Genomic DNA, 18,582 nt, shown 5'->3' on the forward strand with positions numbered 1-18,582 from the left:
ACCACAATGCTGCCACTCGATGGGATCAAGGTACTCGACGTTTCGCAGATCATGGCCGGCCCCTACTGCACCATGGTGCTGGGAGATATGGGCGCCGAGGTGATCAAGGTCGAGAAGGCCAACGGCGGCGACGACAGCCGCCAGATGGGCCCCTACGTCGAGGATGAATCGACCTGTTTCGCCCAGATCAACCGCAACAAGAAGAGCATTTCGCTCAACCTGAAAGAAGAGAAGGGCCGCGAGGTGTTCTATCGCCTCGCCAGGGAAGCCGACGTGGTGGTCGAGAACTATCGACCCGGCGTCACCCAGTCGCTGAAGATCGACTACGACAGCCTCAAGGCGATCAACCCGGGGCTGATCTACTGCTCGATCTCGGGCTACGGCCAGACCGGTCCGTCGCGTCACAAGGGCGGCTTCGACCTGGTGGCCCAGGGCATGAGCGGGCTGATGTCGATGACCGGCGAGCCGGGCCGGCGTCCGCTCAAGACCGGGGTCGCCGTCTACGATATCGGCGCCGGCCTGACCGCCATCTACTCGATCCTGGCGGCCTATATCCACCGTCAGCGCAGTGGCGAAGGCCAGCACCTGGACATCGCCATCGCCGAGTGTGGCCTGCCCTGGTTCACCTGGGAGGCGGGCGCCTACTTCTCCGAAGGCCGAGTGCCCGAGGCCACCGGCTGGCGCCATCGGGTGTCCGCGCCCTACCAGGCGATGCGGGTACGCGATGGTTACATGATGCTCGGCTGCGCCAACCAGCGTACCTGGGAGCGCTTCTGCGAGGACGTCATCGAGCGCCCCGAGCTGATGGTCGACGAGCGCTTCAAGACCAACCTCGACCGCGGGGCCAACGTCGAGGCGCTGGAAGCCATCCTCGAGGACATCCTCGGGCAACAGGATCGCGCCTACTGGCTCGATCGCTGTGACGCCGCCGGGGTGCCGGCAGGGCCGATCAACGACTTCGACCAGGCCATGCATGACGAACACTACCTGGCCCGCGAGATGGTGCTGGAGGTCGATCATCCGACCATGGGGCGGATGAAGACCCTGGGCTTTCCCAGCAAGTTCTCGGCGACCCCGTTGGCGATTCGCCAGCCGGCGCCGCTGTTCGCCCAGCACACCGACGAGGTGCTTGGGGAGATCGGGCTGGCAGCGGACGAGATCGACGCGCTGCGTCAGCAGGGTGCCGTGCGCTGACACCGGCACCACCGTGATCGGCAGCTAGCGTCTGGCATGTCGCCGAATCGCTGGGGCGGTGCCACCATAAAAATTGCATTCATTATTACAGATTATTACAAGAGGGGCGCGGCAGCGCTTGGCGCCCGAACAGCTATCCAGGCGTCGCCCAGTGCGACGCCTGGCCAGGAGGCCTTACATGCTGAATCTCGACTTTCATCCCACCGGACGTCACTTCCTCCAGATCCCCGGCCCCTCGCCGGTGCCGGATCGTATCCTGCGGGCCATGAGCCTGCCGACCATCGATCACCGTGGCCCGGAGTTCGGCGCCCTCGGACGTGAATTGCTCGGCAAGGTCGGCAAGATCTTCAAGACCGACAAGCCGGTGATCATCTATCCGGCTTCCGGTACCGGGGCCTGGGAGGCCGCCCTGGCCAATACCCTGTCGCCGGGGGATCAGGTGCTGATGTTCGAGACCGGCCACTTCGCCTCGCTGTGGCATCGTCTGGCCCTGCGTCTTGGACTCGAGCCCGAGTTTCTGGGCCTGCCGGGGGCCGAGGGCTGGCGCCACGGTGTCCAGGCCGACATGATCGAGGCACGCCTCAAGCAAGACACCGAACAGCGGATCAAGGCGGTGTGCGTGGTCCACAACGAGACCTCCACCGGTGTTACCAGCGACATCGCCGCGGTGCGCCGCGCGATCGACGCCGCCGGTCATCCGGCGCTGTTGCTGGTCGATACCATCTCGGGGCTTGCCAGCGCCGACTATCGCCACGACGAGTGGGGTGTCGACGTCACTATTTCCGGCTCCCAGAAGGGACTGATGCTGCCGCCGGGGATCAGCTTCAACGCGATCTCCGACAAGGCCCTGGCCGCCAGTCGCGAGTCGCGGCTGCCCAAGAGCTTCTGGGCCTGGGACGAGATCCTCGAGGCCAACCAGGGCGGCTACTGGCCCTATACCCCCAATACCAATCTGCTCTACGGCCTCAACGAGGCCATCGACATGCTGCTGGACGAGGGGATGGATAACGTCCTGGCCCGTCATCAGCGCTGGGCGGCGGGCGTGCGCGCGGCGGTGAACGCCTGGGGACTCGAGATCCAGTGCCAGGACCCCGAGGTCTACTCGCCGGTGCTGACCGGCGTGGTGATGCCGGAGGGCGTCGACGCCGATGCCGTGCGCAAGCTGATCTACGAGCGCTTCGACCTGTCGCTCGGCACCGGGCTTGGCAAGGCCAAGGGACGCATGTTCCGTATCGGCCACCTGGGCGACTGCAACGACCTGACGCTGATGGCGACCCTGGCCGGCTGCGAGATGGGGCTGAAGCTTTCCGGGGTGAGCCTTGCCGGCAGCGGCGTCGAGGCTGCCATGGCGTACTTCTCCGAGAACCCGGCGCCCCACGTGGCCCGCCTTGCTCGCGATTGAACCACCGCCCGCCCGTCGGCGGCGCTGTCGCCGACGGTCTACCCAGGGTTATCAAGGAGAGGGTGATGAACTCGTTGACGTCTGCCGCCAAGGGGCGGGATGCACGGATCCAGCCGCTGCCGGACTTTGCCGCGCGCCTGGCCAGGGAAATCCAGGGCGAGGTGCTGTTCGACGCCGCCAGTCGCGGCCGTTATTCCACCGACGCCTCGATCTATCAGATCACCCCGGTGGGCGTGGTGATCCCGCGCCATCAGGATGATCTGGCCACGGCCCTGGAGATCGCTCGTGGGGAAGGCATTCCGGTGCTGCCTCGGGGTGGCGGCACCAGCCAGTGCGGCCAGACGGTGGGAGAGGCGCTGGTGATCGACGCCAGCCGCCATCTGAACGGTGTGGTGTCCTTCGACAAGGAGGCGCGCACGGTGGTGGTCGAGCCCGGCATCGTGCTCGATCACCTCAACGCCTGGCTCAAGCCCCATGGCCTGTGGTTCCCGGTGGATGTTTCCACCAGCGCCCAGTGCACCCTGGGCGGCATGGCCGGCAACAACTCCTGCGGCTCGCGCTCGATCCACTACGGCAACATGGTGCATAACGTCCAGGCACTGGACGTCCTGCTGGCCGACGGCGAGAAGGTGCACCTCGGTCTGGTCGGCGAGCTGGCCGCCGGTTCCCGGGCGGCGCGGCTGGCCGAGCAGGTCGAGGCCATCGCCCGGCGTGAAGGCGAGCGCATCCGCGAGCACTATCCCAAGGTGCTCAGGCGGGTGGCGGGCTACAACCTCGATCTGTTCGACTGTCAGAACCCGCTGCCCTATGAGGCCGACGGTCGCGCCAACCTGGCCCATCTGCTGGTGGGGTCCGAGGGCACCCTGGCGCTGACCCGCCAGTTGACCCTGAAGCTGTCACCTCTGCCGCAGCACAAGGTGCTGGGGGTGGTGAACTTCCCCACCTTCTATCAGGCCATGGACCTGACCCAGCACATCGTGACCCTGTCACCGACGGCGGTGGAGCTGGTCGATCAGACCATGATCGCGCTGTCGCTGGAGAATCCGTCCTTCCGTCCGGTGATCGAGAAGGCCCTGATCGGCAAGCCCGAGGCGGTGCTGCTGGTGGAATTCGCCGGCGAGAATCGCGACGAGCTGCTGGCGAGCCTGGCCCGGTTGAACGAGCTGATGGCCGACCTGGGGTTGCCGGACTGTGTCGTCGACATGCCCGAACCCAAGGCCCAGAAGGCGCTGTGGGACGTGCGCAAGGCGGGACTCAACATCATGATGAGCATGAAGGGCGACGGCAAGCCGGTGTCCTTCATCGAGGACTGTGCGGTGCCGCTCGAGCATCTGGCCGAGTACACCGACAAGCTTACCGAGGTGTTCCATCGTCACGGCACCGAGGGCACCTGGTACGCCCACGCCAGCGTCGGCACCCTGCACGTGCGCCCGATTCTCGACATGCGCCGGGACGGCGCCGAGAAGATGCGCGCCATCGCCGAGGAGGCCTCGGCACTGGTCAAGGCCTACAAGGGCGCCTACTCCGGTGAGCACGGCGACGGCATCTGTCGCGGCGAGTGGGTGGCCTGGCAGTTTGGCGAGACACTCAACGACGCCTTCCGCGAGGTCAAGGGGCTGTTCGATCCGGACAACCTGCTCAACCCCGGCAAGATCGTCGATACCCCGAAGATGGACGACTCGCGGCTTTTCCGCTTTCCCGGGGAGTACCAGCGCATCGAACTGACGCCGGTGCTGGACTGGTCGCCCTGGAACGTCGAGCGAGATCCCTTGAACGGCGAGCAGACCCCACCGGGTAGCGGCCGCGATGTCACCGGCGGCCTCGCCAGCGCAGTGGAGATGTGCAACAACAACGGCCACTGCCGCAAGTTCGACGCCGGCACCATGTGTCCTAGCTATCGCATCACCCGCGACGAGAAGCACCTGACCCGCGGCCGCGCCAATACCCTGCGTCTGGTGTTGTCCGGCCAGCTCGGTCGCGACGGCCTGGCCAGCGACGAGGTCAAGGAGGCGCTCGACCTGTGCGTTTCCTGCAAGGGCTGCAAACGTGACTGTCCCACCGGCGTCGATATGGCGCGGATCAAGATCGAGGCCCGGGCGGCACGGGTCGCCAAGGAAGGTGTGTCGCTGCGCGAGCGACTGATCGGTGACCTGCCCAGGCGCGCACCGGTGCTGCGACGCCTGTCACCCTTGGTGAAGGCCATCGACGGCACGCCCTGGTTGGCCTCACCGTTGAAGCGGGCGCTGGGGCTGGCCGAGGAGCGCGCGCTGCCACGCGTCACCGACGACTACCTGGGGCGGGCCCGACAGGGCGAGCGACCGGCCGTTGCCGACCAGGCGATGAAGGAGGTGGTGCTGTTCGTCGACACCTTCAACAACTATATGGAAGCCGACAACGCCGAGGCCGCCATGCGCGTGCTTCAAGCCGCGGGTTACCGGGTGATCCTGGCGAGCGCTGCGGATCGTCGTCCGCTGTGCTGTGGGCGTACCTACCTGGCCAGCGGTCAGGTCGATCGGGCCCGGGCGGAGGCCGAGCGGACCCTGGCGGCGCTGACCCCCCACGTGGAGAAAGGGCTTGCCGTGGTCGGGCTCGAGCCATCCTGCCTGCTGACCCTGCGCGACGAGTTCCTGGGCTTCGGCCTGGGCGAGCCCGCCAAGCGACTGGCCGAGGCGAGCCTGTTGTTCGAGGAATTTCTGGTGCGCGAGAAAGATGCCGGCAGGCTGGAGCTTTCGCTCGAGGCGCTACCGGTGTCGCGGGCGCTGCTCCACGGCCACTGTCACCAGAAGGCGTTCGATGCCCTGACGCCGGTGCAGCAGGTGCTGTCCTGGATTCCCGAGCTCGAGGTGGAGACCATCCAGTCGTCGTGCTGCGGCATGGCCGGTAGTTTCGGCTACGAGCGTGAGCACTATGAGGCCTCCATGCAGATGGCGGAACTCTCGTTGCTGCCGGCGGTGCGCGACGCCGAGGATGCGCTGATCGTGGCCGACGGCACCAGCTGTCGTCACCAGATTCGTGACGGTGCCGCACGTGAGGCGCGTCATGTCGCCAGGGTGCTGGCCGAGGCGCTGGCCTGAGTCGTCGGGAGGGCAGGGGGCCAATGCGCGTGAGGGCAGTCCTCAGGTGAAGGCCGAACTGGCATACTCGGGGAAAGGGCAGCGCGAACAAGGAGAGCGCCATGATCGACCTACGCAGCGATACCGTGACCCAACCGACCGAGGCCATGCGTGATGCCATGGCCATCGCTCCGGTGGGCGATGACGTCTGGGGTGATGACCCCAGCGTCGCCGCCTTCGAGGCTGAGGTGGCCGATCGCGCGGGCTTCGCCGCGGCGGCCTTCTTTCCCTCCGGCACCCAGAGCAATCTGACCGCCATGCTGGTCCACTGCGCGCGTGGCGACGAAGTGATCGCCGGGCAACGCTCGCACATCTATCGCGATGAAGGCGGCGGTGCCGCTGTCCTTGGCGGCATCCAGCCCCAGCCCCTGGCCCAGCAGGCAGATGGACGCATGGCGCTGGAGGATATCGCCGAGGCCATCAAGGGAGACGATATCCATCATGCGCGAACCCGACTGATCGCACTGGAAAATACCTTTCAGGGCCGGGTATTGCCCCAGGACTATGTGCAGGAGGTGACCGGCCTTGCCGCCGAGAGAGGCCTGGCCTGTCACCTCGATGGCGCCCGCCTGTTCAACGCCAGCGTCGCCACCGGCAAGTCGCTGGCGGAGCTGTGTGCCGGTTTCGATTCTGTATCGCTGTGCTTTTCCAAGGGGCTGGGCGCGCCGGTGGGCTCGTTGCTGGTCGGCGGCGAGCGCTTTATCGCCGCGGCCCGTCGCTGGCGCAAGACGCTGGGAGGCGGCATGCGCCAGTCGGGGCTGCTGGCGGCGGCCTGCCGGCATGCCTTGCATCACCATGTGGAGCGACTGGCCGACGACCACCGTCATGCCCGCCAGCTCGCCGAGTGGCTGGGTGGTATTGAAGGCATCGGGGTGGCAGGTCAGGCCACCAACATGGTCTTTCTCGACGTGCCGGCTCCTCACTGCGCCGCACTGGAGGGCTTTCTTGCCGAGCGTGGCATCTTGATCGCGGTGAGGCCGCGCACCCGCCTGGTGACCCATCTGGGGGTCAGCGAGTCGGATGTACGCCGAGTGGCGACGGAGATCGCAGCGTACTTTGCCTCTCTCGCACAGGAACCGATAACGGAGTAGGCAGAGTTTGGAAACAGCGTCCACTATATAGGCAGGGTGGGCGCCCAGCGCCCCCCATCCACAAGGATAACCTCGTCAGGAGCGGGCCATGGCCATCTATCGTCTGGGTAACCATTCCCCCCATATTCATCGCACCGTCTTCGTCGCCGAGAGCGCCGAGGTCATCGGCCAGGTGAAAATCCATGAAGACGCCAGCATCTGGTACCAGGCGGTACTCAGGGGCGACACCGAATCACTTGAAGTGCGTGAAGGCAGTAATATCCAGGATGGCGCCGTGCTGCATGCCGACCCCGGCTACCCGCTGTCGGTGGGACCGGGCGTCACGGTGGGGCACCAGGCGATGTTGCATGGCTGCACCGTGGGCGAGGGCTCGTTGATCGGCATCCAGGCGGTGGTGCTCAACGGCGCGGTGATCGGCAAGAACTGCCTGATCGGGGCAGGGGCGCTGGTCAAGGAAGGCGCCGAGATCCCCGACAACAGCCTTGTCGTCGGCTCGCCGGGCAAGGTGATCCGGCAACTGGACGACAAGGCCATCGCCGCACTCAAGACCAATGCCGAGGGCTACGTGACCAAGGCGCGGCTACATCGTACCCGGCTGGCTCGCATCGGCTAGGTCATCAGAGCCTGCGCTCTTCGACGTTTCGGACAGCGCCTGGCCCCCCTTCGCAAGAGGCCACGGACACTTCGCCGCGCTGTCTGTGGTCTGTGGGCAACTCGTCATCACCCTGGAGGGAGCAGCGTCCCCGGCCTAGAGATGTCGTCGGGTCGGCCTTCTGTGCCGCTTGACCCTGTGTGGACCGGGAGCCTTGTGCCTCAGCAACAGCATGGATTCCGAGGATCTCGCGCCGTTGGTAATCACCACGACGGCGATCACGGTGATCATGGCAAGCAGCAGATAGGACATCTGAATTTCCCCTGGTCGAGAGTCGTGGCCCTTGTCGAGGCCATGCGTGCGTGGGCGCTCACGAAGAGCCATCCCCTGGTCAGTACGCAGACAACGCGCCTTGCCTGTGAACCTGAAAGCAAGAATGCTGCACGTGCGTACTGCACTGAATTAACTCTAGGCGCAGGGTATAAGGGTCGCCATATCGGCACAGAGGTAGTCGAACTGTGCTTAGAGTGGCGCAGTTCTCGAGCAAAGGTGGCGCCTGTCGCCAACAAGAAGGGGGTGTCATCGTCGATGACACCCCCTTGTCGGTCAGCCAGGTGGCGCCTGGCTTGGCGTAGTGCCTACTGCAACAGCCCCATCAGCGGGTCGGAGATACCGACGACCTGCATCGCCACCAGCCCGATCAGCCCCGCCGCGAGCACATAGTAGATGGTCGGCAGGATAGTCTTGCGAATGGTGATGCCCTCGCGTCCCAGCAGGCCCACGGTGGCCGAGGCGGCTACCACGTTGTGGATGGCGATCATGTTGCCGGCGGCGGCGCCGACGGCCTGAAGCGCCACCATCAGCGCGGTGGACACACCGAGTTGCTGGGCCACGTTGAACTGGAAGTCTGCCAGCATCAGGTTGGACACGGTGTTGGAGCCGGCGATGAAGGCACCCAGCGCGCCGACGGCAGGAGCGAACAGCGGATAGATGTCGCCGACACCGTTGGCCACCGCGGTGGCCATGGCCACCGGCATGGAGGCCAGATCCGCGCCGTTGACGCCGGAGTTGATCAGAATGCGCACCATGGGGATGGTGAACACCAGCACGAAGCCGGCGCCCAGCAGGGTACGGCTGGATTCACTGAAGGCCGCCTTGAGCTGATTGCCGTTCATGCGATGCATCAGAGCGGTGATCAGCACCACCATCAGCAGGATTCCGCCGGGCAGGTAGAGTGGCTGCAGGCTGCCGGAGATACCGGCCTCACCCAGGATGTCGCTGAAGCCCAGGCTTACCGAGGTCAGTGCCTGCTTGAACGGCTCGATGGTACGTGACGCCACCAGCAGTACCGCCAGCAGCACGTAGGGCAGCCAGCCCATGAAGGTGCTCATCGGTGCGCGGCCCACGACCTCGTCGGCCTTGATGCTGAGCTTGCCGATCCAGTGGGCAGGCCAGCTGTCACTTTCCGGGAAGTCCCAGCTCTTTTCGGGAATCAGGAAACCGCGACGGGCGGCCGGGACCACGATGGCAAGGCCTACCATGGCGCCGATCATCGACGGGAATTCGGGGCCCAGGAAGACTCCAGCCAGGGCGTAGGGCACCACGAAGGCGACGCCTGCGAAGATCGCGAAGGGAGCAATCGCCAGGCCTTCCTTCCAGGAGCGGTTGGCACCGAAGAAGCGCACCATGACGCTGACCATGATCAGCGGCATCAGCACACCGACCACGGCATGCACCAGCGCGACTTCTCCGGCAATCAGGCGGAAGTACTCCATCCAGGTGGAGCCACCGGCTTCCAGCGTCTCGGTGATGCCGACCCTGTCCAGGCCACCGGCGACACCGACCACGATGGGGGTGCCGACAGCGCCGAAGGACACCGGAGTGGACTGGATCATCATGCCCACCACCACAGCGGCAAGTGCCGGGAAGCCCAGCGCGACCATCAGCGGGGCGGCCACCGCCGCCGGCGTGCCGAAGCCCGAGGCGCCCTCGATGAAGCAGCCGAACAGCCAGGCCACGATGATCGCCTGGACGCGGCGGTCCGGGCTGATGCCGGAGAAGCCATTGCGAATGGCGGCGATACCGCCGGAGTGCTTCAGGGTGTTGAGCAGCAGGATGGCGCCGAAGATGATCCACAGGATCGCCACGGTCAGGATCAATCCTTGCAGGGTCGAGGCCAGGACCCGTGTGAAGGTCATGTCCCAGGCCACCAGGGCAATCAGCGCGGTGACCAGAAAGACGATGGGCATGGCGACCTTGGCGGCCATGCGCATGCCGATCAGCAGGATGCCGGCCAGTATGAGCGGCACAAAGGCTATCAAGGCTAGAGTGGTGTCGGTCATGGTGTTGGGGTCTCTTGTCGTGTCCTTGTTTGTAATATCCGTTGTGTCGAAGTTGGCGGTCTCACGCCGGGGTAAGGCTCGGACAAGGCGGCACGATAAGCCGACTAGCGAAATCGTTCTAGACTGGGATATTGGTCAGACCAATACAGCGCTGATGACTCCTCGTCCGATCATTCTTCAAATTTATTGTTTAACAGTAGGTTAGAGTCGACAAAGACGCTGGAGGCGGGTGCGAACGAGGCTAGTTTCTTAGACTAATGGACAGGTTTGTCTCCATCCCTCAGGAAATCATGGCGTTGGCGAGGTGGGCGGTTGATGGCACTATCGGCAGACATTCCCCTTCTAGAGGTATCTGGCATGGCCCTGGTGATGTACGACCTGTGTGGCATCGATGAGTCACTGCGTTTTTCTCCCTTCTGCTGGCGAGCCAAGCTGGCCATCGCCCACAAGGGGCTCGAGGTGGAGGCGCGGCCCTGGTGCTTTACCGAAAAGGAAAAGCTCGAATTCACGGACCATGACAAGGTCCCGGTGCTGATCGATGGCGACGAAGTGATCACCGACAGTTTCGAGATCCTGCGTTACCTGGATCGTGCCTACCCTGAGGCCCCGACGCTGCTTGGCGGTCCCTTGGCCGAATCCCGCGCCCGCTTTTTCAAGCACTACAGCGAGCGCGCCCTGCAGTTGCCGATCCTGCGCACCATCGTGATGGACCTGATGAACGCCATCCATCCCAAGGACCGCGACTACTTCCGCACCACTCGTGAAAAACGCCTGGGCATGACGCTGGAGCAGTTCCATTCTCCGGCCAAGGGGCTCAGCCAGCTCGATAGCGCCCTGGAGCCCCTGCGTGGCCAGCTGTCGGGAAGCGACTTCATCGATGGCGATGCGCCCGGTGCGGCGGACTACCTGGTGTTTGCCAACTTCATGTGGGCGCGTTCGGTGTCCACAGCGGATCTGGTGTCCAATGCCGATCCGGTCTACGCCTGGATCGAGCGGATGCTTGATGCCAATGGCGGTGTCGGCCGCAACGCCGTGCGCATCTGTGATATCGAAGGCGCCTATCGCGCCTGATCCTTGCTGCCGAGCGAGGCGACGCCCTGATATCGTCGTCTCGCTCTTTGCTCTTTGCTCTTTGCTCTCTGCTCTCTGCTCTCTGCTCTCTGCTCTCGACTCCTCGATGCGCCTCCCTCCTCAGTTTCCTTCGGTAAGCCTTCGCCTTTAGTCTGCTGCGATCATGACCCCACGGTTATTACCGCATGTCGATCATGGCTTTAGAGGATCGCCGGCAAGGGCCCTCGTCTTGGCTAATCTTCCAGATATCTTTTGGAAGGGCATCGGACAACGCTGCGGTAGCTGTACCGAGCTGGTGAATCTGCGTGCAAGTTGCCCCGGTGGTCCGTCGGAAATGGCGAAACAGCGGTTCTGTGCTTGATGACGAAGCTGTCGATTGTCGCTGCTGTCGATTGTCTCTATCGGCAACCGTCGTTATTGGCGATTGTATTTGTCGTTATTTCTTACAAAAGCGTGTTTATTGTGCTTCTGGAGCTGGCGCCGCTGCTGTCATCAGAGCGTCAATCATCTACTGCTATGGTGCGAATGGTGCGCCGCTGGGTAGATGCTGAGAATGCTGGGTGACTATACCCGCGTTAGTGTAATTAGTGGCTCGTATATGCCTTATATGATGTTGCGGTGCAGCAAGGTGCGTTCTAGTCTTCACATGCGAGACGATTCTGTGCTCGTTTGAAGACGATATGTAACCGGTGCAGCACAAGATACTGCCAGGCTGCCTCGTCTCGTCGTTGTTACGGCGATCAGGCTGCCCGTGGGCCGAGCGTGCTGGCATACCTATAGGGAGTACCAACATGAGCGAGAACAAGGCAATGCCGACAATGGAAAACATGATCCCCTCCATGGACAAATTGTTGAGTCCGTGGCGTGAGGGGAGCCTGCTGACGCTGGAATATTCCCAGAAGATGCTGGATGTGCGTTTCAAGACTATGGACTCCGCCATGAAGGCAGGTATCGCACAGGCCCGGTCCTGGTGCGAAGTGCGCGATGCCGAAAGTCTGAAGAACGCCAGCCAGTCCCAGCAGGAAACCCTGTCGGTGATCGGAGAGAGCCTGCGCGAGGAGAGCGAGACGTTGCTCAAGTTGAGCAAGGAGTACCAGGAAAAGTGTCAGGGAGTGGCCAAGGAAGCGCTGGATTCGGCCAAGGAGTAGTGGCGAAGCTGGTACGTTCTGGACGCCAGGGGCGTCGGTCGGAGACATCGGCTAGCGTCATCGGTGAGAAATTTGCCCGGAGACATGGCTCGGAGACACGGCCCGGATACATGGCCGGATTCATGGCTCGGCGATATGGTCCGGAGAAACCGACGTCGACAGTCGATGATGACACCGGCAGGCTCAAGCAGAGATATCAAAAAAGAAGAATGGAGCCAGCAGGAACGTCACCAGCAAGCGTTTAGCTAGCAGGAAATTAGCTAAAACGAAATTAGCTAAAAAGAGATTAGTCAGAAATAAAGCAGTAAAAAAGGGTGCCAGGCCCCGAGCGACAGGCGCTGCGCAAGTCGCGGAAAGGTGGGCACGAGCGTAATGGTCCCGCCTTGGGTGCAGTTTCAGCATGGTCATGAGATGAGGTAGTGCAACTCAAGCGAGAGCGACGAGCCCCATAAGTGAGGTAGCGCAACTCTACTGTCGTGCAGCTGGCAGGGTCCAGAGCATGACTCGGTGGTTCGCTGAACGTGGCCGATGGGCACCACGTGAAAGGGTCTGGTAGGCCGCCATCCACATGGGGCCGTTCGTCCACAACCAGCCCGGACGCGAAAAGCGTGACGATTTCAGGATGACGAGAGCGCCAAGGCCTCTGGTCATCGACGTAGGGTTTGGCGGCCGGTCACCAGGTGACCGGCCGTTTTTGTGTGCTTGCAGCTTCAGCTTGCGCGATCTTCCAGTCGGAACCGAGCGATCCGATTGATCTGCACCACGGCTTCCTGCCTTTCCTGCTCGGCTGAGTTGTTCAGGCGCTGTTCGAAGGCGGCGAGGATGGTGTGCCGATTGCCGCCCTTGACCGCCATGATGAAGGGAATACCAAAACGCGCCTTGTAGCTATCGTTGAGGCGGGTGAAGCGCTCCAGCTCCTCCGGGGTGCACTGGTCCAGCCCGGCCCCGGCCTGCTCGCGGGTGGAGTCGTTGGTCAACTCGCCTGCGGCGGCAGCCTTGCCGGCAAGATCAGGGTGCGCCCGGATGACCTGCAGCTGTTCCTCCGGGGAGGCGTCGCTGAGGACCTGGCCCATGTGCTCGGCAAGACGTACCGGGTCGTCATGCTGCTCGTTCAGGCCACGATCGAAGGCACGCTCCGCCACCCAGGGTGAGTGCTCGAAGACATCTCCGTAGGTGGTCACGAATTGGGTCTTGTCCATCTGGCTGGGGCGTTGGGTGAGGCTAGGCATGGGGAGTGGCTCCTGTCATGACGGCAAGGTAGATGGGGACGAGCATAGCTCTGATGACTCATTGGTGTCGGTCACACCTTGTTGGCAGCGGGCGTAGGCGCAGACGGCAAGAGGTCGGTCGAGCCTTTGTTGCTGTCGGCAAACACCAGGCAGCTATGCATGCTCAAACTGTATACAAAAAATAGTTTGAAATGTACTCTTAATTCGGTCAATGATGTATGTTGTCATGGTTCCACACCACCATGCACTGGTTCCGCCATGCCGGCATCGCTGAAGTCATCTTCGTGTTGCTGCAAGCCACGACCGGCGAAAGCCTCTGGCCAGGTGTGACGAGAGACGATGATGCTCCATATCAGTGATTCACTTTAGCCAGTCCAGGACTGGATACATTGACCCGCTGATCGACCCGCTGATGACCCGCGAGAGGGGAGGACACTTATGGGACGCCTGACCACCCATGTACTGGATACCGCGCTTGGCCGCCCAGGCCAGGGGATTCGTATTGAGCTCTTTCGCATCCTTGGCGACGAACGTCAGCGCCTCGGGGAGACGAAGACCAACGATGACGGTCGCTGCGATAGCCCGATCCTCGAAGGCGACGACTTCGTCGAAGGAGAGTACGAACTGCTGTTTCACGCCGGTGACTATCTGCGCGCCCTGGGTGTCGAGGCCTCGGAGCCGCGTTTCCTCGATCGGATTCCCCTGAGATTCGGCGTGGCGGATGCCAGTGAGCACTACCATGTGCCGCTCTTGCTGTCGCCTTATAGCTACTCCACCTACCGCGGAAGCTGAGCGTCATCGAGCACGATCAACCAGGCAGCCATCGATACTGACTGCCTTCCAACAACAACTGAAGTCGAGATAGGGCCATGTCATCGTACCTGTTGGACGTGAGCAATTTTCTGCTGCGCTGGCTGCATGTCATCGCGGCCATCGCCTGGATAGGCGAGTCGATCTACTTTGTCATGCTGGACAACTCGTTGAAGACCCCCAAGGACGAAGAAGACCGCGGCAAGGGTGTGTTCGGCGAAATGTGGGCGGTCCACGGGGGCGGCTTCTACCACAATCAGAAATACGCCACGGCGCCGGCCAAGCTGCCGGACGATCTGCACTGGTCCTTCTGGAAGGCCTATACCACCTGGCTGTCCGGTTTTGCGCTGTTCGTGATTCTGTACATGGCCAACCCCAGTTTCTACCTGGTCAACCCCCAGAGTCCCTGGGAGTGGGCCGCCAATCTGTCCGGCTGGCAGGCCAATGTGGTGGCTCTGCTGTTCCTGCTCGGTGGCTGGGTCGTCTACAACGAGATGTGCAAGCGTGTCAGTCCCAACATGGAGCGCGATGGCCTCTTGAGCCTGGGTGTCGCCGTCATGATGGTGGTGGTGGCCTACCTCAGCGTGCATATCTTCGCCGGACGTGCCGCCTTCCTGCTGACCGGTGCCGTCATGGCCACCGCCATGTCCGCCAACGTCTTCTTCTGGATCATTCCGGGTCAGCGCCGCATGGTGAAGGCGATGAAGGCGGGCGAGACGCCCAACCCCCTGGATGGCAAGCGCGGCAAGCAGCGCTCCGTGCACAACACCTACTTCACCCTGCCGGTGGTGCTGCTGATGATCAGCAACCACTATTCCTTCGCCTATACCAGCGACTGGGCCTGGGTGATCATGGCGCTCTTGATCTTTGCCGGCGCCCTGATTCGCCAGTACTTCGTGCTGATGCACAGCGGTCAGCACAAGCCGAGCTACCCGGCAGCCGGGGTGGCGCTGATTCTGGTGGCCTTCGCGGTGGGGGCTCCGAGCCTGACGACCAGTCCGGCCGCCGACAACGCCAACAGCGGCAGCAGTGCACCGGTTGCATCCGACGCTTCCCCGTTGGCCCAGGTGCATGCTGTCATGCAGGAGCGCTGTGTCAGCTGCCACGCCGCCCAGCCCGCCCACGCCGGATTCACCGCTCCGCCCGCCGGTGTGGCGCTTGAAACCGAGGCGCAGGTCGAACAGCAGAAGGCCGCGATCCAGCAGGTGGTCGCCAGCGGCTATATGCCGCTTGGCAACCTGACCCAGATGACCGACGAGGAGCGTGCTCTGGTCGCCAACTGGGGCGAATAGAGGACCAGGATGAGCCGCAGTTGCCCCGGCGGGATGCGGGGAACTGCGGTTCTTTCTTGTCGGTATATCTCGTATACAATGGGGATATATTGCATCCGAGGACAGTGTCGATGAATCAGCGCGTGAAGCCTTCGCCCCCCGCCTCACCGGCCCCCAGACAGGGCAAGAACGGTGACGGCGCCGAGCGTCACGAGGCCATTCATCGCTCGATCAGCGACGCCATCATCGAGCACCGGCTCAAGCCGGGCGCACGTTTGCGCGAGGATGCCCTGTCCGAGGTGTTCGGGGTCAGTCGTACCGGCATTCGCAAGATCCTGCAGCGCCTGGCGCTGGAGCAGCTCGTCACCCTGACGCCACGCCGTGGCGCCAGCGTGACGCGTCCTACCGCTGACGAAGCCAAGGATGTGTTCGACGCCCGCCAGATGGTCGAGTGCGGGCTGATGTCGGATATTGCCAGGCGCATCACCCAGGATGACATCGTCACGCTCAAGGACATGGCTCAGCGTGAGCGGGAAGCATTGCGAAGTGGTGAGCAGAGCGTCGCGATTCGTCTATCCGCCGACTTCCACACCTACCTGGCCCGGGTCTCCGGCAACCGCACCCTGGCGGATTTCGTCGAGCGCCTGTGTTCGCGCAGTTCGCTGATTCTGGCCGTCTACGGCAACGCCGGGCACCTGGGCTGCGAGTCACACGACCATCAGGATCTGATCCAGTACCTGGACGACGGCAAGGGCGAGCGCGCCGCCGCCTTCATGGGCCGCCACCTCAAGGCCATCGAGGCCTCGTTGTCGATCGTCGAGGAAGAGGACGAGGCGCCCAACCTGTTCGATATCTTTGCGCCCTGACGCTCACCGCGTCTCTAGAATGCCTGGCTCCGAAACGACAAGGCTCCCGGCGATCGCCGGGAGTCTTGTTGCTGGTTGCTGGTTGCTGAGAGCTGCTCGAGGACGCTCGGCTGTCGGGCCTGGCCTCAGCTGGCCGTCACCGCCTGCTTGTGCTGGCGCATCAGCGCGTAGTAGATAGCGCCACCTAGTGCTGCCCCCATCATCCAGCCGAAGCCGGCCAGTCCTTGCAGGGCCGGCACCACTACCGTCGCCAGCGAAAAGATCGCGGCCAGCGCAAAGGCCACCACGGCGCGCAGGTTCCAGCCGTTGGTGTAGGTGTAGGCGTCGCCTTCACGGGACGAGAACAACGCCTGGACGTCGAGTCGGCGGCCCTTGATCAGGTAGAAGTCGACCACGATGATGCCGTAGAACGGAGCGACGATGGCACCCACGGCGTTGACGAAGCCGGGCACGCCGATCTGGCTGATCACCGAGACCCACAGCGCGCCGACGAAGAACGCCACGCAGGCGGTGATCAGGCCGCCGACCTTGAAGCTGATCGCCCGGGGAAAGAGGTTGGCCAGGTCGTAGGCCGGGGGAATGAAGTTGGCCACCAGGTTGATGCCGACGGTGGCGGCGAAGAAGGTGACCGCCGCCAGCAGCGTCAACGGCAAGGCGTCGACCCGTTCGACGATATCGGTGGGGTTGGTCAGGGCCTCGCCGAACAGCACCAGGGTACCGGCGGTGATGATCAGCGCGATAAAGGAGAAGAAGGCGACGTTGAGGGGAAGCCCCAGCAGGTTGCCAAGCTTCATCTGACGTTCGGTTCTGACGAAGCGGGTGAAGTCGCCGAAGTTGATCACCACGGCGGCGAAGTAGGCCACCATGGTACCGACGACGGCAGCGAAGGCGCCGATGCCACCACCGCCTTCCCCGCTGGCCGAGAAGATGGTGCCCACCGCCGGCAGCAGCTCGCTGCCGGCCTGCCACCAGACCACCACCATCAGCGCCACCATGACCACGTAGACCAGTGGCCCCGCCCAGTTGAGGAAGTGCTTGATGCGCTCGATCCCCGACCAGAAGATCGCGATCTGAAACAGCCACACCAGCACGAAGGACAGCCAGGCGACCGGTGACAGACCGAGTATGCCGGCCCCGCCGTCGGTACCGATCAGGGCGGTGATCATCAGGGTGACGGCGGTGGAGGCGAAGTAGGTCTGGACGCCGTACCAGAAGATCCCGACCAGGGCTCGCAACAGCGCCGGCAGGTTGGAGCCGCGCACGCCCAGGCTCGCCCGCACCATGACCGGGAAGGGGATGCCGTAGCGCACGCTGGGGGCACCGGTCAGATTGACCAGAAACATCACGATCACCCCGGCCAGGATGATCGCCGCCATCACCGCCCAGCCGCTCAGGTTGTAGGACAGAAACAGCGAGGCGGCCAGGGTGTAGCCGAACAGGCTCTGGATGTCGTTGGACCAGACGTTGAAGATCTCGAAGGCGCCCCAGTTTCGCCGAGCGTGGGGCAGCGGGGCCAGGTCCTCGTTGTACAGGCCCGGATCGACCCGGGAGGTATCGAGGCTTAGATCGTCATGGGACATAAAGGTGTCTCTTTCTTGTTTCTGTTGTTGTTTCAGCCGTCGTGACTATTGATGCAAAGGACGCGCTCAGTCGCGGCCCAGGGCCGCGACCGCCGCCCTGGCCGCCGCACTGACGGCTATCACCAAGGGCACTTCGGTGCTGTCCTGAAGGCGAATGGCGGCATCTGACAAGGGCCCCCCGCCCATGATCACGGCTTCGGCGCCGTCTTCGCCGACCGAGGCCTCGATGGCGTCAGCCAGGGCGGTATCGAGTGCCTGCGGCGAGTCGAGCAAGGCAACCGGATCGCCGGGGGTGACGCGGGTGCCTCTGTACTGATCCTGATAGCCCAGAGCCTCGGCCTTGGCGGCAAAGGACTCGATCAGTGCCGGGTCCGGGGTGATGGTGGCGATACCGAAGGGGCGGCCATCGCGCGCTGCCTCGTGGAAGACCTCTTCGCCGATGCCGAATACTGGAATGTCGACGGCTTCGCGCAGTTGATCAAGTCCGGGATCGCTGAAGGCCGAAACGATAATGGCGCCGGTGGATGGGGCTTCGGCGGCCTGGCGGCCCAGTTCGACTACGCCTTGGCTCGCCGCGACCATATCCTCGGGGGTGGTCAAGAGGCGAGGCGCCGAGGTATTGCTGACCCCGACGACCCGCGCCTTTCCCTGGGTTTCCCGCTCGGCCAGCGCTGCCATGGCTTGGGTGGCGGTATCGCTGGAGTTGGGGTTGATGAGCACGATGGTGCTCAGGGGTGCCGATGCTGGTTTTTCGGCGTTGGCCATCGGCGCAACGGCCATCATCAGGGCGAGCCCGGGAACGGCGACAGCCTGGAGCAGGGAAGGAAGAGAGAGTGTCATCTTGTTGTCCTCGGAATTCGACGAGTGCGAGGC

15 protein-coding genes are annotated in these 18,582 nt (G+C 63.5%); 11 read left to right on the forward strand and 4 right to left on the reverse strand.

Features of this window, described 5'->3' with window-relative positions:
- Positions 1-6 precede the first annotated feature (6 nt).
- The 5 genes from NFH97_RS13570 (at position 7) to NFH97_RS13590 (ending at position 7,413) form a co-directional block, all read left to right on the forward strand.
- A complete protein-coding gene (locus NFH97_RS13570) occupies positions 7-1,194 on the forward strand; it encodes a CaiB/BaiF CoA transferase family protein (RefSeq protein WP_108132424.1) in 1,188 nt (395 codons plus the stop codon).
- 178 nt (positions 1,195-1,372) lie between these two features.
- Positions 1,373-2,596 (forward strand): pyridoxal-phosphate-dependent aminotransferase family protein, encoded by a 1,224-nt coding sequence (locus tag NFH97_RS13575; RefSeq protein ID WP_213229115.1) that lies wholly within the window; start codon positions 1,373-1,375, stop codon positions 2,594-2,596.
- Between the two features lie 65 nt (positions 2,597-2,661).
- On the forward strand, positions 2,662-5,670 hold the full coding sequence (locus NFH97_RS13580) for an FAD-binding and (Fe-S)-binding domain-containing protein (protein ID WP_349622927.1): 3,009 nt from the start codon (positions 2,662-2,664) through the stop codon (positions 5,668-5,670).
- Between the two features lie 101 nt (positions 5,671-5,771).
- Positions 5,772-6,800 carry a low-specificity L-threonine aldolase gene (gene ltaE / locus NFH97_RS13585; protein ID WP_045991731.1) on the forward strand — a complete coding sequence of 343 codons (1,029 nt, stop codon included), beginning with the start codon at positions 5,772-5,774 and terminating at the stop codon, positions 6,798-6,800.
- An 88-nt stretch (positions 6,801-6,888) separates the two neighbouring features.
- Entirely contained in the window at positions 6,889-7,413 is a 525-nt protein-coding gene (locus tag NFH97_RS13590; protein WP_045991732.1) for a gamma carbonic anhydrase family protein, read from the forward strand.
- A 617-nt stretch (positions 7,414-8,030) separates the two neighbouring features.
- Here the strand turns inward: NFH97_RS13590 and NFH97_RS13595 are convergent.
- Positions 8,031-9,734 carry an L-lactate permease gene (locus NFH97_RS13595; protein WP_108132428.1) on the reverse strand — a complete coding sequence of 568 codons (1,704 nt, stop codon included), beginning with the start codon at positions 9,732-9,734 and terminating at the stop codon, positions 8,031-8,033.
- 357 nt (positions 9,735-10,091) lie between these two features.
- Here NFH97_RS13595 and NFH97_RS13600 point away from each other — a divergent pair, with 357 nt between their 5' ends.
- The 3 genes from NFH97_RS13600 (at position 10,092) to NFH97_RS13610 (ending at position 11,953) form a co-directional block, all read left to right on the forward strand.
- Positions 10,092-10,805: a glutathione S-transferase N-terminal domain-containing protein gene (locus tag NFH97_RS13600; protein ID WP_108132429.1), complete on the forward strand. Its 714-nt coding sequence runs from the start codon at positions 10,092-10,094 to the stop codon at positions 10,803-10,805.
- Between the two features lie 357 nt (positions 10,806-11,162).
- Positions 11,163-11,369, forward strand: coding sequence for a hypothetical protein (locus NFH97_RS13605; RefSeq protein WP_348826990.1), 207 nt, complete (start codon positions 11,163-11,165; stop codon positions 11,367-11,369).
- Between the two features lie 227 nt (positions 11,370-11,596).
- On the forward strand, positions 11,597-11,953 hold the full coding sequence (locus NFH97_RS13610) for a hypothetical protein (protein ID WP_045991735.1): 357 nt from the start codon (positions 11,597-11,599) through the stop codon (positions 11,951-11,953).
- 710 nt (positions 11,954-12,663) lie between these two features.
- On the opposite strand, the gene uraD is transcribed toward NFH97_RS13610, so the two are convergent.
- Positions 12,664-13,182: a 2-oxo-4-hydroxy-4-carboxy-5-ureidoimidazoline decarboxylase gene (gene uraD / locus NFH97_RS13615; RefSeq protein WP_253553131.1), complete on the reverse strand. Its 519-nt coding sequence runs from the start codon at positions 13,180-13,182 to the stop codon at positions 12,664-12,666.
- Between the two features lie 438 nt (positions 13,183-13,620).
- Here uraD and uraH point away from each other — a divergent pair, with 438 nt between their 5' ends.
- The 3 genes from uraH to NFH97_RS13630 all read left to right on the forward strand — a co-directional run bounded on the left by uraH (position 13,621) and on the right by NFH97_RS13630 (position 16,129).
- Positions 13,621-13,974 (forward strand): hydroxyisourate hydrolase, encoded by a 354-nt coding sequence (uraH, locus tag NFH97_RS13620; RefSeq protein WP_349624949.1) that lies wholly within the window; start codon positions 13,621-13,623, stop codon positions 13,972-13,974.
- Between the two features lie 77 nt (positions 13,975-14,051).
- Complete coding sequence (locus tag NFH97_RS13625) at positions 14,052-15,284, forward strand: urate hydroxylase PuuD (protein WP_045991738.1); 1,233 nt, start codon at positions 14,052-14,054, stop codon at positions 15,282-15,284.
- Between the two features lie 110 nt (positions 15,285-15,394).
- Positions 15,395-16,129: a GntR family transcriptional regulator gene (locus tag NFH97_RS13630; protein ID WP_349624950.1), complete on the forward strand. Its 735-nt coding sequence runs from the start codon at positions 15,395-15,397 to the stop codon at positions 16,127-16,129.
- A gap of 125 nt (positions 16,130-16,254) precedes the next feature.
- Here the strand turns inward: NFH97_RS13630 and NFH97_RS13635 are convergent, their stop codons facing one another.
- Both NFH97_RS13635 and NFH97_RS13640 read right to left on the reverse strand, forming a co-directional pair.
- Positions 16,255-17,709 (reverse strand): NCS1 family nucleobase:cation symporter-1, encoded by a 1,455-nt coding sequence (locus NFH97_RS13635; RefSeq protein WP_349624951.1) that lies wholly within the window; start codon positions 17,707-17,709, stop codon positions 16,255-16,257.
- Between the two features lie 66 nt (positions 17,710-17,775).
- Complete coding sequence (locus NFH97_RS13640; protein WP_349624952.1) at positions 17,776-18,549, reverse strand: aspartate/glutamate racemase family protein; 774 nt, start codon at positions 18,547-18,549, stop codon at positions 17,776-17,778.
- Between the last annotated feature and the right edge of the window lie 33 nt (positions 18,550-18,582).

Source organism: Halomonas sp. SCS19 (assembly GCF_040147015.1).
GTDB lineage: Bacteria > Pseudomonadota > Gammaproteobacteria > Pseudomonadales > Halomonadaceae > Halomonas > Halomonas litopenaei.

Bases quoted from the DNA above. Each gene is read 5' to 3' on its own strand.
- NFH97_RS13570 (WP_108132424.1), top strand. From the start codon at position 7: ATGCTGCCACTCGATGGGATCAAGGTACTCGACGTTTCGCAGATCATG.
- NFH97_RS13575 (WP_213229115.1), top strand. From the start codon at position 1,373: ATGCTGAATCTCGACTTTCATCCCACCGGACGTCACTTCCTCCAGATC.
- NFH97_RS13580 (WP_349622927.1), top strand. From the start codon at position 2,662: ATGAACTCGTTGACGTCTGCCGCCAAGGGGCGGGATGCACGGATCCAG.
- ltaE (WP_045991731.1), top strand. From the start codon at position 5,772: ATGATCGACCTACGCAGCGATACCGTGACCCAACCGACCGAGGCCATG.
- NFH97_RS13590 (WP_045991732.1), top strand. From the start codon at position 6,889: ATGGCCATCTATCGTCTGGGTAACCATTCCCCCCATATTCATCGCACC.
- NFH97_RS13595 (WP_108132428.1), bottom strand. From the start codon at position 9,734: ATGACCGACACCACTCTAGCCTTGATAGCCTTTGTGCCGCTCATACTG.
- NFH97_RS13600 (WP_108132429.1), top strand. From the start codon at position 10,092: ATGGCCCTGGTGATGTACGACCTGTGTGGCATCGATGAGTCACTGCGT.
- NFH97_RS13610 (WP_045991735.1), top strand. From the start codon at position 11,597: ATGAGCGAGAACAAGGCAATGCCGACAATGGAAAACATGATCCCCTCC.
- uraD (WP_253553131.1), bottom strand. From the start codon at position 13,182: ATGCCTAGCCTCACCCAACGCCCCAGCCAGATGGACAAGACCCAATTC.
- uraH (WP_349624949.1), top strand. From the start codon at position 13,621: ATGGGACGCCTGACCACCCATGTACTGGATACCGCGCTTGGCCGCCCA.
- NFH97_RS13625 (WP_045991738.1), top strand. From the start codon at position 14,052: ATGTCATCGTACCTGTTGGACGTGAGCAATTTTCTGCTGCGCTGGCTG.
- NFH97_RS13630 (WP_349624950.1), top strand. From the start codon at position 15,395: ATGAATCAGCGCGTGAAGCCTTCGCCCCCCGCCTCACCGGCCCCCAGA.
- NFH97_RS13635 (WP_349624951.1), bottom strand. From the start codon at position 17,709: ATGTCCCATGACGATCTAAGCCTCGATACCTCCCGGGTCGATCCGGGC.
- NFH97_RS13640 (WP_349624952.1), bottom strand. From the start codon at position 18,549: ATGACACTCTCTCTTCCTTCCCTGCTCCAGGCTGTCGCCGTTCCCGGG.